Source organism: Bacillus sp. HMSC036E02, assembly GCF_001836235.1.
Taxonomy (GTDB): domain Bacteria; phylum Bacillota; class Bacilli; order Bacillales; family Bacillaceae_G; genus Bacillus_A; species Bacillus_A cereus.
In genome coordinates, this window is record NZ_KV827857.1 from 134,653 (window position 1) to 148,286 (window position 13,634).

Here is a 13,634-nt window from a genome sequence, read left to right on the forward strand (position 1 = left end):
TGCGGATAGCGGGATAAAGAAAAGACCTGACTAGGACGTCAGGTCTTTTCTCTTATTATTTTACACCTACTGCATCATAAGCTTTCGTTACAGCTTGTACAGCTTTAGAGTTTTTACCGTATAAATCTTCAGCTGACTGAAGTGCCGCTTGACGCATCATTTTGAAGTCAGAGTTTGCAGTTAAATATTTCGTAAGCGCACGGTAGTAAATTTTTTCTGTTGCTTCACGGCCCACTCCAGTTACTTTCACGCCGTAATGATCTCCGCCTTCAGATACTAAATAAGCAGCTTTATTATTAATACTACTGTTAATATGAACGCCGCCATTATCAGCTGTTCCAGTATAACGTTTACTATAGTGATCTGGGTAACCTTCACTTGGTTTTAATGGGTTTGGAATAGACGCTGGATCTTTTAATGAACGAAGTGCATCGCCTGGTTTATCAGGTGTATAAATGTCAGCACCTAAATCCCAGCTCTTCTTCTCAACCATAACACCCATAATGTCAGATAACGATTCATTTAACGCCCCTGACTCATTTTTGTAAACAAGGTTTGCTGTATGTTCAGTTACAGCATGCGTTAATTCGTGACCGATAACATCAAGTCCAGCAGATAATGGAATGAATGTTTTTCCATCGCCATCACCGTACATCATTTGCACACCATTCCAAGCTGCGTTATTCCAAGCTGTACCTACGTGAACAGTTGAAATAAGCTTCGCACCTTTATCATCGAAAGAGTTACGATTAAATGTCTTTTTGTAGTAATCATATACTTTTCCCGCATTTACATGCGCATCAACTGCAGCTTTATCTTCGAAGAACTTAGATTTACTTTCAACTTCTTCTCCTGTATATCCAAGCCATTGTGAGAATAAATTAAACCAGTTCTCGTCCATATTTTCTGCATCAAATGTATGAACACCTTGTCCTCGTTTACCATCAAACAAGTTGAATTGTCCTGTTTTCGTATCTTGAGCAATTTCAAATGATTGTCTAGCACCTAATACTCCGTAACCAAATCCAGTAATGTTATCTACAGCGTTATATTTCTCAATAACATTTCCATTCGTTGCATCAACAAAATAATGCCAATATCCTGGAGCTGGTTTTGAAATCGATGCCTTAACTAAGTATGCAAGATAGTAATTACCGTCCTTTTCATATACAAATAAATCTTTTTTCACACCGTCATAACTCTTTACTTTACCAATTTCTTTCTCAATATCTGCCTTTGCAATCGTTTCTGCTTGTTCCGCAGTAATGCTTGCAGCTGCAGGAATATTTTTATCATCTAAATTCGGAATAACTTGTCCGAAGAATGCTTTTACATTATTCTCTTTATCAAGTGTAACAGTTTGATCAGAACCGTACACAGGAATGTTATTATGTTTTTCAACTAGCTTCACATGTGTCGTATCAGATTCAGCGTCTTTTTCTTCCCCAACGATATTAAAATGCTTTTCAATATTTCCTGCTAATTTAAACATATCTTTCTTACTCTCTAAGTATTGAAAGACTGTCTCTTTTTTATCTAGTCCTTCCGGTGCTTTCCATTCTTCACCTATGTATGCAGGTGTTTTAAATTCTTGATGATATTGAATTTTTTGTTCTTCCGCTTTCGTTGTCGTTGCCCCAAACGCTCCAAATCCCCCTGCGATAACAGTTAACGCTAATGCTGATGAAATGACTTGCTTTTTCACTATAACATTCCCCATTCCCATAAAGATTTTTGACACTTTTATACAATTCTTATTTTCCCAGCCGATACCTCTACCAAAATTTTGAGAAACATTTTTCAGACAATTCCAATCAAAAAAAGAGAACATCTATCGGATGTCCTCTTTTCTATAAACCTTTTATTGTTTTTTCAATTCAATTGCTAAATAATGAGATTGCTCTTTTGCTTCAATATGAATATCTTCTTCTACCGCTTCTGCTGCATCACGCATAACAAGATTTTCACCATTGATTACACTGCTTCCTTCAATTTGTACAAGGTACAATTGACGGCCTTCTTTCACTGGAAAATGAATTTCTTTTCCAGCCTTTAATGATAAGGAATATAAATTCGCATCTTGGTGAATTTGAATTGGTGCATTTCCTTCTACTGAAGATACCATATGGAACCATTCATTTTCACGCTTGCTCCAATCAAATTTAAACTCACCATAGTTTGGTTTATGATCTGCACGGTCTGGTAAAATCCAAATTTGTAATAAACGCAGCGTTTTATCGCCTAAATTATGCTCGCTATGAAATACACCCGTGCCAGCACTCATATATTGAACATGTCCACGCTCAATCGTTCCACGATTTCCCATGCTGTCTTCATGTGTTAAAGCACCATCTACAACGTAAGAAATAATCTCCATATCACGATGTGGATGCATATCAAAACCAGTTTGCGCCGCTACTAGATCATCATTAATAACACGTAACGCTCCGAAGTTCATGTTATTTGGATTATAGTAATTGGCAAAAGAAAAATGAAAATGTGTATTTAACCAACCATGATTTGCTCTGCCCATATTTTTATAATCAACTTTTCTAAACATATCCTTCACCTCATACTATCTCGAATTCGAGATTTATTTCAAGATTTTTTTCTTACTGTAACTTTTTTAGTAGTGTTAATAATTGCTTTTGTTCCTCTATATTTAAATTATGAAACTTCTCTGCTTGGAACGTTTCTTGAGGTGGGACGATTTCCTCATATAAAGCTCTTCCCTTTTCTGTTAAAGAAATATATTTCGTAGTACCCTCTTGTTCACGCAAAATCCACTCAAGCTGCTCCATTTTATTTAAAAGCTGCGTTACATTTCCTTTCGTAACAAATAGCTTATTTCCAAGTTCTTGCTGCGTTAAACGATTATGTCCTCCAACTTGAGCTAACACATCAAACTGGGCGGCAGATATATTCCATTTTTTCAAATGCTGATTCGTCTCACGAATACTCTTATTATAAAAGCGTGACAAACGAAACCATAATAGTAGCCCTAGTCTATCTTCTGTTTTCATTTCATCACCTCGCTCGTTTCATATCATTAGTTTAGAACTAAACTTAATAAAAGTCAAATACTTATTTTTAATAAGCATAAAAAGCACAGCGCTATTTCTCCACTATGCTTTACATTAACTTTCTACTCTTATATTCATCCAATTTCCTCTCCGCGAACTTCCTCGCATCTTTTTCAATCCACCGCTCTTCGTACCGTTCACTTCCCACATACAATATATCTCTCTTATGCTGCATCGCATGGCGAAATTCATGCAGTAGCGTTTTGAGAACTTGCTCATACTCTTCCCACATACAAACGAAAATTAATTTCTTTTCTTTATGATAAAAACCACCTACTGGGAATAGGAACTCTTCTTCCTCTTCCCCTAATGATAGAAGTACATCATTTGCATCACACGTATCACAAAAAATAACGGGTGTTTTACATACTTCAATAAGAGAACACAAATCCTCTCTCAGCTTTTTGACATCCCAAGGAAGCTCCGAATCCAACACATACCAATTCTCTACCTGTTGATATACATTTTGAAACTGGAGTTCCATTTTTCTTTATTCCCCTTTCCAAACTCCCTTTTTCTATATGTATGCCACAATATAGTAAATATTAAACGTATTCTTTCATCCTTGAAAAAATGCCAATAAAGAAGGGATCTATGTCGACATAAATCCCTTTTTTCATAAATATCTTGTACTTTGATTTAAAAAAATTCAGCTCTTCTTCATATCCCACTTAAAGATTTTATTTAAGAATTTATATACATTCTTCGACTCCTTTGTCAGAAGTGGGCCTAAAATGGATAGTATAAGCACGTATAGTGCTGAGAATGGTTTCAAGACTGACATTAAACCACCGGCGATACCAATATTAGCCATAATGATGGAGAACTCTCCTCTTGAAACGATTGTTAATCCGATATTTGTTGATGCTTTATGAGATAATCCTGCTTGTCTTCCTGCAATCATTCCTGCTACAAAGTTGCCGATTATTGTAAGAAGGACAGCACCTAACGTTAACCATATCGCTCCGCCTAATGAGAACGGATCAATACTTAACCCGAAGCTGAAGAAGAAAATAGCTCCGAAAAAGTCTCTAAATGGAACAACAAGATGTTCAATTCGGTCACTATGCTCTGTCTCAGAGAAAACTAATCCTAGAAGAAGTGCTCCAATTGCTTCTGCAACGTGAATTGTTTCTGAAAAACCAGCAATGAAGAATAACGAAGCAAATACTACAATAATAAAGATTTCATCTGAGCTAATATTGAGCAATTTATTTAATAACGGCGTAGCCTTTCTAGCTACTATAAAGAATAGAAGCATATATCCTAAAGCAATTCCAATTGAAGTAAGGGCACCTAAGAAGGAAGCGTGATCCCCTAGTACTAAACCAGAAACAACTGATAAATATACAGCAAGGAATATATCTTCAAACATAATAATTCCTAAAATTAATTCGGTTTCATTATTACCAGTTCTTCTTAAGTCCACTAACACTTTAGCAACGATAGCGCTAGAAGAAATCGTAATAATACCCGCAATAATTAAGATTTCTAGTAATGGGAATCCCATTATAAATCCGTATAACAAACCAAGTGAAAAGTTAATTAAAATATAAATCGTTCCACCAATCGCAATAGAGCGTCCAGATTTAATTAGTTTTTTCATTGAAAATTCTAATCCTAGATAGAATAGAAGGAATAGAACCCCAATCCGTCCAAGGAAGGAAATTACACTTGCACTTTCAATAAATTTGAGATCGATAACACCTATTGTCGGTGCATGCGGTCCTACTAACATTCCAAGAACGATTAGAAAAGGAATTACTGAGAATTTAAATTTTCCAGCAATTACTGCTGCAATTGCCACTAAAACTAAAGCTGTACCAACTTCAAAAATTAACGTATCCATCTAATCAGTCCCCCCTATTTGAAAGTAATTCATTAATGATTTTTTTAATTTCTTCTCTCTCACCTGAAACTACAAGCATATCTCCTTCTTCAATTACTGTTTCTGGTCCTGGATTAAATAGCTTCTTCATGTTCTTCTTCATAACCGCGATTATTGTTACGCTATATGTTTTTCTTATTTCAAGATCGCCAATTGTTTTTCCGATTGCTGGAGCTGTATTCTCCACTTTGAACCACTCAATCGCTAAACCTTCAAAAACCATCTCAACATTTTCTAACGCCCTAGGCTTATATACCATTCCACCTAATATTGCAGCGATTTGTCTTGCCTCTGAGTCACGTAGTGAAATACTTGAGATGCTTTCTTCATGGTCTGAATCAAAATGATACATTTCTCTACGACCATCATCATGAATGACAATTACCATCTTTTCATTACCTTTCGTAACGATTTGAAACTTATAACCAATACCCGGAAGTTCACTTTCTCTAATATTCATTTTTAGCTCCTCCATAACTTATTTATTTTAATTTTCTGTTTTTCTGTCTTTTATTCATCCAATCAACTTTAGAAATTCTAACCACTCAGGATATTTGTGATTTGGAAATCTTTTATTGTAATAATAAGTGGACCCTAAAAAGATACTTAAAGATGTAATGATAAAAAATATATTACTTCTCATTTTCAAACTCTGAAGGCTTACTTTCCATAAAGAATCTTCTTTCAAATTATCCCCACCTTCTCGCTTTAAATTTAGTTTTTTAAAATGTAAATAATTCTAAAAATATTACGATGTAACATAATCATAACATAAAAAAGTTTTAAGTAACATAATTTTTTAGAAAAATTGATTCTCGTATATTTTTTGCATATAATTTTCTTATTACGAAAAAAAGGAAGTGTATTATATGGTTGATATCTTTAGCAGATTCCTTGAGGTAACGAATAATATTTTATGGTCATATATTCTTATTGCAATGCTAATCGGCTTCGGTCTTTACTTCTCTTTTAAATTAAAATTTGTCCAAATTACTCATTTCAGTGAGATGGTCAGCTTAATTAGTAAAGGGTTTAATCGAAAAGAAAAAAAGAAAGATAGCATCTCACCATTCCAAGCATTTTGCTTAAGTGCAGCAGCACGTATCGGTATCGGAAACTTAGCTGGTGTAGCATTAGCAATTTCAATGGGTGGACCTGGCGCAATATTTTGGATGTGGTTTATCGCAATTATCGGAGCAGCTACTAGTTTTGTAGAATGTACACTTGCGCAAATTTATAAAGTAAAAGATGGCAGTAGGTTCCGTGGTGGACCAGCATATTACATGGAAAAAGGGTTAAACAAACGCTGGATGGGCGTCTGGTTCTCACTTCTTATTACAGTTGCGTACGGATTAATTTTCAATTCAGTGCAAGCGAATACAGTAACAATAGCGTTTGAAAATGCTTTTGGACTAGAGCGAACAATCGTAGGAGCTCTATTAGCCTTATTAGTTGCAGTTATTATTTTTGGTGGCATTAAGAGCATTTCACGTATTACAGAAATGATTGTTCCGCCAATGGCAATCGTTTATATCGGCGTGGCTATTTTTGTCGTTATTAACAACTTCAGTATGTTACCAAGCATTTTTATAGAAATATTTAATGGTGCATTCGGTTTAGACCAAGCCATCGCTGGTGGTATTGGAGCAGCAATCAAGTTCGGAATTCAGCGCGGTTTATTCGCTACAGAAGCAGGAATGGGTAGCTCTCCTAATGCAGCCGCAACATCTGATGTATCTCACCCTGTAAAACAAGGGCTTGTTCAAGCATTAGGCGTTTTCGTAGATACATTCTTAGTATGTACATCAACAGCATTTATCGTATTATGTTCTGGACTTTACAAAGGATCAAATTTAGAAGGTATCGAATTAACACAAAACGCATTAAGTTCACAAATTGGACCGTGGGCAAGCACTTTCTTAGCGATTATTATTTTCCTATTCGCTTTCAGTTCACTTCTAGGAAACTACTATTATGGTGAAACAAATATCGCATTCATTAAAGAAAGTAAAACATGGTTAATGATTTATCGTGTTGCAGTTGTCGGAATGGTATTCTTCGGATCAATCGCTGCTCTTAAAACAGTTTGGAGTTTAGCTGATTTATTCATGGGACTAATGGTATTCACAAACTTAATTGCCATCTCATTCCTTAGCAAATTTGCTTATGCTGCATTAGTAGACTATTTGAAGCAAAAGAAACAAGGAAAAGATCCTGTCTTCGTTGCAAACTCTATCCCTGGCTTAAAGAATACAGAGTGCTGGGATGGGCAAGATGTAGAAGAAAAACAAAAGGCTGTTTAACAAACAAAGGCCCTATTACTTCACCGTAATAGGGCCTTTTATTTACAACAGTTCATAATTTGTTCAAATTAATTCCAGCAAAAGGGTTGATTTATAGAGATTACTAGATTATAATTATTATAAATTAGTAATTGATATCACATAACAACTCAAAAGGAGATTGATCATAATGAACAAACAAGTAATCGAAGTATTAAACAAACAAGTAGCAGACTGGAGCGTTTTATTCACAAAACTTCACAACTTCCATTGGTACGTAAAAGGACCTCAATTCTTCACATTACACGAGAAATTCGAAGAACTTTACACAGAATCAGCTACTCACATCGATGAAATTGCAGAACGTATTTTAGCAATTGGCGGCAAACCAGTAGCAACAATGAAAGAATACTTAGAACTATCTTCTATTCAAGAAGCAGCATACGGAGAAACTGCAGAAGGGATGGTCGAAGCAATCATGAAAGACTACGAAATGATGCTAGTCGAACTGAAAAAAGGCATGGAAATCGCTCAAGACTCTGACGATGAAATGACATCTGACCTACTACTAGGCATCTACACAGAACTAGAAAAACACGCTTGGATGCTACGTGCGTTCTTGAATCAATAATAATTAAAAGCGGAAGCGGCTCGTTCAGAACAGGAGGGTGTTGGAACTCCTGATTACGAGGCGCTTTTTGCCTCGAATGAAGGAGTGAAACAACCGACTGTTCTAGCCGCTGGAGCTGGATATCACTTAAAAGCGGAAGCGGCTCGCTCAGAATGTGAGGGGGATGGAGCTTTTGACGTAGAGGCGCTCTTTGCCTCGCAGGAAAAAGCGAAGCCACCGAACATTCTAGCTACCGGAGCTGGATATCATTTAAAGCGGAAGCGGCTCGTTCAGAGTCGCTTTTTTCTATAGATTGATCGCGCATGCTGGTACATGAAATTTATATCAGCGATTTTTCCAATATATCGGCGATTCCCCCCAACATATCAGCGATTTTCCAATTATATCGGCGATTCCATCCAATATATCAGCGATTTTTCAATTATATCGACTTATCGACAAATCACGACAATATTAACACGCCCCTCTCCCCTACTTTTATCAATATATTACAATCTCATCTATGTTAAAATATAGGCAACACCCTTTAGCTTTTCCAAATTCATCATTTACTACTTAAATGACGGGAGTGGTTCAGTTGAAAGACTACTTAATTAGAGCATTTTTTGCGTTAATAACAGTTGGGATTCTCTTACTTATAGCTAATATTTTCAATATACGTGTCGAGGTTAAGGACTATGCTTTCCTCGTTGTCGTAGCAATTGGTGGCGGCTGGGGTGGCTGGTACCTGTATAAAAAACAAAGCAATCAAAATGATAAAGGCATTCCAAAGTAATATGGAATGCCTCTTTTTATTGCCTTCTGTAATAAATAATGAAATTCAGACCACTAATACAACCAATCGCAATAAACATGTTAAAACTCTGCACATCTCCGGCTAGATTATACTCATCAACGATGAATCCAGACATAAACAACGTTATCGCGGAAACACCGATACACAATACCGAGATAACTCAAAGTGAAAATTCATTAATCAACTCTTTCTTCTGTCTCAAAACAATTAGCATAACAAGAATAGATGCTGCTAAAATACTTTTAAAAACCGGTCTTAAATACACAAACTCCTCCATCTCTTTCTCCTTTTCCAAAAACATTACATCTAAAAATTAACATATTTAACCAAATTAAAAACACATGCCATCTTAAATTAAAACGACATGTGTTTCCGTATTTGCTATGATAGTTGCTTCCACTTCGTTCCCAAAACAGGACGCTCATAATTTTGGATTGCATGAATTAGTTTATCTGCTGTCTCTGCTGAAACGATCAATTCTTTATTTGATGGATTCATAAATCCTTCTTCTGCTGCACGTTCAACCATTTGCAAAATTGGTCCATAAAAACCTTTTATGTTTAATAAACCAACCGGCTTATTATGTATACCAATTTGTGACCAACATACAACTTCAAATAGTTCTTCAAACGTTCCGTATCCGCCTGGAAGCGCAATAAAAGCATCTGCAAGCTCTGCCATTTTAGCTTTACGTTCGTGCATCGTCTCTACTTCAATTAATTCTGTTAATCCTGTATGCACAATTTCTCCTCGGAATAGACCGCGCGGCATAACACCTGTTACACGTCCACCTAAACGAAGAACTTCGTTTGCTACTTCTCCCATTAATCCGACACATGAACCACCGTATACGAGCTCATAGTCGTTCTCAACAAACATTTTACCTAACTGAATTGCCTGCTCTTTAAATTCTGGTCTCTCCCCTAAATTAGAACCTGCAAACACACAAATCTTTCTCATCCCTACACCCCGAAACTATATATTGTTATGATACAATGAACATTGTACAACATATTGAGGAGATGAGGAAGAAATGGATATCGTTGCATTTCAAAGATGGGTTGAGGAATTTTACGAAAAACGAAGCTGGTCACAGTATAATGCCTTTATTCGCTTAAATTTCTTAACCGAGGAAGTTGGGGAAGTTTCACGAGTCGTTCGTGCTATTGAAATTGGCCGCGATCGCCCTGATGAAGATGCGAAAACAGAAGAAGAGCTAAAACAAGAACTAAAAGAAGAACTTGGCGATGTACTATCTAACCTTATTATTCTTTCGCAAAAATATGATTTAGACTTACAAGACATTATGGATGCACACGTCACAAAGCTTTCGAAAAGGTTCGAAGTATCTAAATGAGAATATTATCAATTATGGTATAATATTCTTGTCACAATACTAAGGGGGATTTTATGTTATCAAAAAAATTGCACGACGCATTAAATGAACAAATGAACTTTGAATTTTACTCTGCCCATGCTTATATGGCAATGGCTGCTTACTGTACAGCTGAGAGCTATGATGGATTCGCTAACTTTTTCCTTGTACAAGCTGAAGAAGAACGTTTCCACGCAATGAAGCTTTACAACTATATTAATGACCGCGGAGAACGCGCTATTATTACTGGATTTGATAATCCAAATAACGAATACGAATCTGTATTAAACGCTTTTGAAGTCGCACTTGAGCACGAGCGTGAAGTAACGAAACGTATTTATAACTTATCTGATATCGCTTGGGACGAGCGTGAACATGCAACAATTACATTCTTAAAATGGTTCGTTGACGAACAAGTTGAAGAAGAAGCTTCATTCGATAGCATCATTCAAAAATTAAAACGTATTACAAGCGATTCAAACGCACTGTTTATGCTAGATGCTGAATTAGAGAAACGTACATTTACGCCTCCAGCTGAATAATATTTCAATCACCTTAATACATGTATTGAGGTGATTTTTTTGTTTGCTCTCTATCTTAAAATCACCTTAAATTTCCTCATATTTGACATAGTGCCAGCTATAAAATGGTATTATTTTCAATATAAAAACGAATATACGAGGAGAGGAAAAATGAATCAACGTGTAGAAGCTGTTGATGCAATTCGTGGTTTCGCTTTGTTTGGCATTTTACTAGTCAATATGACATTAATTCAATTCGGGTTCTTCACCAGTGAAAAACCAACTTATCTATTCGGCGATCTTGATAAAGGCGCTAATTGGTTTATTCAATTCTTCGGCACACATAACTTTATATCCCTATTTTCTTTTCTATTTGGGCTTAGCATTATTTTGTTACAAAAAAGTATTATCGCAAAAGGAAAAAAATTCTTCCCCACATACATAAGACGTATTATCATTCTTTTACTACTCGGCTACATTCACGGCACTTTTGTTTGGGAGGGAGATATTTTATTTGCATACGGAATAATTGGGATTTTCTTAATGATGTTCATCAATCGAAAACCGAAAACTTTGCTCATTTGGGCGATTATTCTACTCGCACTTATTACACTTATGTCTTATCAAACTGATCCATCTACAAATATAAATGATTTTGCACCTTATACTGAAAAAGAACATAAAGTCCATCAAACTGGAAGCTATATGGATCACGTCAACTTTAGATTGACTGAAAATCCTTTTGATTACATGGGAATTGACGGTGCATTCGGATTATTTTTCATATCAGTTTTCGCAATAATTTTTATGTCTCCACTGTTTCTACTCGGAATGTATGTAGGGAAAAAAGGCTGGCTATTTGAGGTCAATAAACATATACCTGCTGTCAAAAAAATATGGTTTGCCACCGGTCTCTTTTCTTTTACAATTAAAATCTTAGCTATGTTCGTAAAGCACCCGCTTTTAATTATGTTACAAGATGGCCTTACACCAGTAACTATGACCTTCTTTTACGGAAGCACAATCATTTTATTATTCCATTACAAAAAAGCAACCCGTCTACTAACATACATGGCGAACATGGGGAAAATGTCCGTTAGTAATTACTTAGCGCAATCTATTATCGCAACAACCATTTTTTACGCATATGGATTTGGCTTATACGAGAAAATTGGCTATTTCTTTGGTATTCTTTTAACCATCGGAATTTATACGATTCAATTATTCGTTAGCACCTATTGGCTCCAAAAATACCGAATGGGGCCAGTGGAATATGCGTGGAGACTGGGAACTTATTTAGAGAAACCACGTTTTAAAAGAGACTTGGATAAAGCAAGTTAAACAAAAAAGCAATGAGCCTACGCTCATTGCTTTTCTTAATTTATTAAAGCATAACCCCAACGATAATCGCTGATAATATACTTACTAACGTTGCACCGTATACAAGTTTTAAACCGAATGATGATACAACGTTTGCTTGTTTGCCATCGATACTCTTCGTTGCACCTGCGATAATTCCGATAGATGAGAAGTTCGCAAATGATACAAGGAAGATAGATAAAATACCTACTGTACGAGCTGATAAATCACCAGCTACTTTACCAAGGTCAAGCATTGCAACGAATTCGTTCGTTACTAATTTTGTTGCCATAATTTGTCCTGCTTGTAGCATCTCTGATGTTGGAATACCCATTACGAATGCTAATGGTGAGAAGATATATCCTAAAATGCTTTGGAACGTGATTCCGAAAATTGAATCGAATACACCGTTAATTGCTGTAATTAATGCTACGAAACCGATTAACATCGCCGCTACTGTTACAGCGATTGAGAAACCAAGCATAATATATTCGCCTAACATTTCAAAGAATGTTTGTTTCTTGTCTTCTTGTAATTCTAAAATATCGTCTTCTTCTTTTACTTCATATGGATTAATGATATGAACGATAATGAATCCACTGAATAAGTTTAATACTAGTGCTGTTACTACATATTTTGGATCAATCATTTTCATATAAGAACCGACGATTGACATCGATACTGTAGACATTGAAGATGCACAAAGTGTGTATAAACGATTTTTCGGTAATTTGCTTAGTTGATCTTTTACTGTAATGAATACTTCCCCTTGACCAACGATTGCAGCTGCTACCGCATTATATGATTCTAGTTTTCCTAAACCGTTAACTTTACTTAATAGGAAACCGACTGCACGAATGATAATCGGTAAAACTTTAATATGTTGCAGAATCCCGATTAATACTGCTAAGAAAATAATCGGTAATAATACTGTTAAGAAGAATGGTGCTTGTCCATCGTTTGCTAGACCACCAAATACGAAATTAACCCCAGCTTCCGCAAATTTTAAAATAGCGCCAAATCCATCTGCGATTCCTTTTACTAATACGAATCCGACCTTTGTATTTAGTAAGAAATACGCAAGTACCAATTGAATGACAAGCATAAGTGCAATTGGTTTATATTTAATTTTCTTACGATCTGAACTGATAAGGAAACCTAGTACAAACACTACAAGTAAACCGACTAGAAACATTACGAACTTCATATGTGAATCCTCCACTTCTCCCACGAGTTATTGGTCGTATAACGTATAACGAATGACGTCTGACCATTGTTGTTAAAAAAATTTAAAACCCCTAAAACTATTCAACTGTCATCTAAAATCAGTAAGCGTTTACATAAATTGCAATTTATAAAAGGTAGCTTCTTCTCTCCTACCATAATTGAAAGTCTGAAATTGATACCACCTACAAATCAAATTGTAAGCGTTATCTAGACGAAATGCAATATAAATTTTAAAAGATTTTTATATGTTAATATATTCCTAATTAATTGGTTTTTTCATGCAAATTTACCATAAAAATAGCCCTAGCTATGAGCTAGGACCATCTTTTTTTATAACATAACACCAACGATAATCGCTGATAGAATACTTACTAATGTCGCACCGTACACAAGGCGTAGACCAAATGATGATACAACATTTGATTGATTTTCATCGATACCTTTCGTTGCACCTGCGATAATTCCGATAGAT

15 protein-coding genes and 2 pseudogenes are annotated in these 13,634 nt (G+C 35.7%); 7 read left to right on the forward strand and 10 right to left on the reverse strand.

The window, feature by feature from the left end; translation table 11 throughout:
- Positions 1-55 precede the first annotated feature (55 nt).
- The 6 genes from HMPREF2590_RS21855 to HMPREF2590_RS21880 form a co-directional block, all read right to left on the reverse strand.
- Positions 56-1,705, reverse strand: a complete 1,650-nt coding sequence (locus HMPREF2590_RS21855) for a M4 family metallopeptidase (protein WP_033685825.1) — start codon at positions 1,703-1,705, stop codon at positions 56-58.
- 156 nt (positions 1,706-1,861) lie between these two features.
- A complete protein-coding gene (locus HMPREF2590_RS21860; RefSeq protein ID WP_000488966.1) occupies positions 1,862-2,560 on the reverse strand; it encodes a pirin family protein in 699 nt (232 codons plus the stop codon).
- A 52-nt stretch (positions 2,561-2,612) separates the two neighbouring features.
- A complete protein-coding gene (locus HMPREF2590_RS21865; RefSeq protein ID WP_000845467.1) occupies positions 2,613-3,023 on the reverse strand; it encodes a MarR family winged helix-turn-helix transcriptional regulator in 411 nt (136 codons plus the stop codon).
- A gap of 109 nt (positions 3,024-3,132) precedes the next feature.
- Positions 3,133-3,567, reverse strand: a complete 435-nt coding sequence (locus HMPREF2590_RS21870; RefSeq protein ID WP_000422795.1) for a DUF3920 family protein — start codon at positions 3,565-3,567, stop codon at positions 3,133-3,135.
- Positions 3,568-3,732: 165 nt separating this feature from the next.
- Positions 3,733-4,932 carry a cation:proton antiporter gene (locus tag HMPREF2590_RS21875; RefSeq protein ID WP_000380222.1) on the reverse strand — a complete coding sequence of 400 codons (1,200 nt, stop codon included), beginning with the start codon at positions 4,930-4,932 and terminating at the stop codon, positions 3,733-3,735.
- A 4-nt stretch (positions 4,933-4,936) separates the two neighbouring features.
- A complete protein-coding gene (locus HMPREF2590_RS21880; RefSeq protein WP_001026075.1) occupies positions 4,937-5,431 on the reverse strand; it encodes a cation:proton antiporter regulatory subunit in 495 nt (164 codons plus the stop codon).
- Positions 5,432-5,840: 409 nt separating this feature from the next.
- On the opposite strand from HMPREF2590_RS21880, the gene HMPREF2590_RS21890 reads away from it, so the two are divergent.
- From HMPREF2590_RS21890 to HMPREF2590_RS21905, 4 genes are all read left to right on the forward strand, one after another.
- Complete coding sequence (locus HMPREF2590_RS21890) at positions 5,841-7,274, forward strand: alanine/glycine:cation symporter family protein (protein WP_000227589.1); 1,434 nt, start codon at positions 5,841-5,843, stop codon at positions 7,272-7,274.
- Positions 7,275-7,443: 169 nt separating this feature from the next.
- Entirely contained in the window at positions 7,444-7,884 is a 441-nt protein-coding gene (locus tag HMPREF2590_RS21895; protein WP_001041895.1) for a Dps family protein, read from the forward strand.
- 84 nt (positions 7,885-7,968) lie between these two features.
- Positions 7,969-8,175, forward strand: a complete 207-nt coding sequence (locus HMPREF2590_RS21900; RefSeq protein ID WP_000813003.1) for a hypothetical protein — start codon at positions 7,969-7,971, stop codon at positions 8,173-8,175.
- Positions 8,176-8,461: 286 nt separating this feature from the next.
- Positions 8,462-8,659: a hypothetical protein gene (locus HMPREF2590_RS21905; RefSeq protein WP_000656312.1), complete on the forward strand. Its 198-nt coding sequence runs from the start codon at positions 8,462-8,464 to the stop codon at positions 8,657-8,659.
- Between the two features lie 16 nt (positions 8,660-8,675).
- On the opposite strand, the pseudogene HMPREF2590_RS21910 reads toward HMPREF2590_RS21905, so the two are convergent.
- Positions 8,676-8,957 (reverse strand): annotated as a pseudogene (locus HMPREF2590_RS21910) (hypothetical protein).
- A gap of 104 nt (positions 8,958-9,061) precedes the next feature.
- Complete coding sequence (locus HMPREF2590_RS21915) at positions 9,062-9,640, reverse strand: LOG family protein (RefSeq protein ID WP_001225751.1); 579 nt, start codon at positions 9,638-9,640, stop codon at positions 9,062-9,064.
- 73 nt (positions 9,641-9,713) lie between these two features.
- Between HMPREF2590_RS21915 and HMPREF2590_RS21920 the strand changes: the two genes are divergently transcribed.
- From HMPREF2590_RS21920 to HMPREF2590_RS21930, 3 genes are all read left to right on the forward strand, one after another.
- Entirely contained in the window at positions 9,714-10,037 is a 324-nt protein-coding gene (locus HMPREF2590_RS21920; RefSeq protein WP_000355749.1) for a MazG nucleotide pyrophosphohydrolase domain-containing protein, read from the forward strand.
- Between the two features lie 53 nt (positions 10,038-10,090).
- Positions 10,091-10,597, forward strand: a complete 507-nt coding sequence (locus tag HMPREF2590_RS21925) for a ferritin (protein WP_000949403.1) — start codon at positions 10,091-10,093, stop codon at positions 10,595-10,597.
- Positions 10,598-10,747: 150 nt separating this feature from the next.
- Positions 10,748-11,917, forward strand: a complete 1,170-nt coding sequence (locus HMPREF2590_RS21930) for a DUF418 domain-containing protein (protein ID WP_001076354.1) — start codon at positions 10,748-10,750, stop codon at positions 11,915-11,917.
- Positions 11,918-11,960: 43 nt separating this feature from the next.
- On the opposite strand, the gene HMPREF2590_RS21935 is transcribed toward HMPREF2590_RS21930, so the two are convergent.
- Positions 11,961-13,142, reverse strand: a complete 1,182-nt coding sequence (locus HMPREF2590_RS21935) for a NupC/NupG family nucleoside CNT transporter (protein ID WP_000673874.1) — start codon at positions 13,140-13,142, stop codon at positions 11,961-11,963.
- Positions 13,143-13,492: 350 nt separating this feature from the next.
- Positions 13,493-13,634: pseudogene (locus HMPREF2590_RS29410) on the reverse strand (nucleoside transporter C-terminal domain-containing protein); the annotation flags it as partial.

Excerpts from the sequence above, each read along its gene's own strand:
- HMPREF2590_RS21880 (WP_001026075.1), bottom strand. The coding sequence starts at position 5,431 with ATGAATATTAGAGAAAGTGAACTTCCGGGTATTGGTTATAAGTTTCAA.
- HMPREF2590_RS21860 (WP_000488966.1), bottom strand. The coding sequence starts at position 2,560 with ATGTTTAGAAAAGTTGATTATAAAAATATGGGCAGAGCAAATCATGGT.
- HMPREF2590_RS21890 (WP_000227589.1), top strand. The coding sequence starts at position 5,841 with ATGGTTGATATCTTTAGCAGATTCCTTGAGGTAACGAATAATATTTTA.
- HMPREF2590_RS21920 (WP_000355749.1), top strand. The coding sequence starts at position 9,714 with ATGGATATCGTTGCATTTCAAAGATGGGTTGAGGAATTTTACGAAAAA.
- HMPREF2590_RS21935 (WP_000673874.1), bottom strand. The coding sequence starts at position 13,142 with ATGAAGTTCGTAATGTTTCTAGTCGGTTTACTTGTAGTGTTTGTACTA.
- HMPREF2590_RS21865 (WP_000845467.1), bottom strand. The coding sequence starts at position 3,023 with ATGAAAACAGAAGATAGACTAGGGCTACTATTATGGTTTCGTTTGTCA.
- HMPREF2590_RS21925 (WP_000949403.1), top strand. The coding sequence starts at position 10,091 with ATGTTATCAAAAAAATTGCACGACGCATTAAATGAACAAATGAACTTT.
- HMPREF2590_RS21930 (WP_001076354.1), top strand. The coding sequence starts at position 10,748 with ATGAATCAACGTGTAGAAGCTGTTGATGCAATTCGTGGTTTCGCTTTG.
- HMPREF2590_RS21895 (WP_001041895.1), top strand. The coding sequence starts at position 7,444 with ATGAACAAACAAGTAATCGAAGTATTAAACAAACAAGTAGCAGACTGG.
- HMPREF2590_RS21875 (WP_000380222.1), bottom strand. The coding sequence starts at position 4,932 with ATGGATACGTTAATTTTTGAAGTTGGTACAGCTTTAGTTTTAGTGGCA.
- HMPREF2590_RS21915 (WP_001225751.1), bottom strand. The coding sequence starts at position 9,640 with ATGAGAAAGATTTGTGTGTTTGCAGGTTCTAATTTAGGGGAGAGACCA.
- HMPREF2590_RS21870 (WP_000422795.1), bottom strand. The coding sequence starts at position 3,567 with ATGGAACTCCAGTTTCAAAATGTATATCAACAGGTAGAGAATTGGTAT.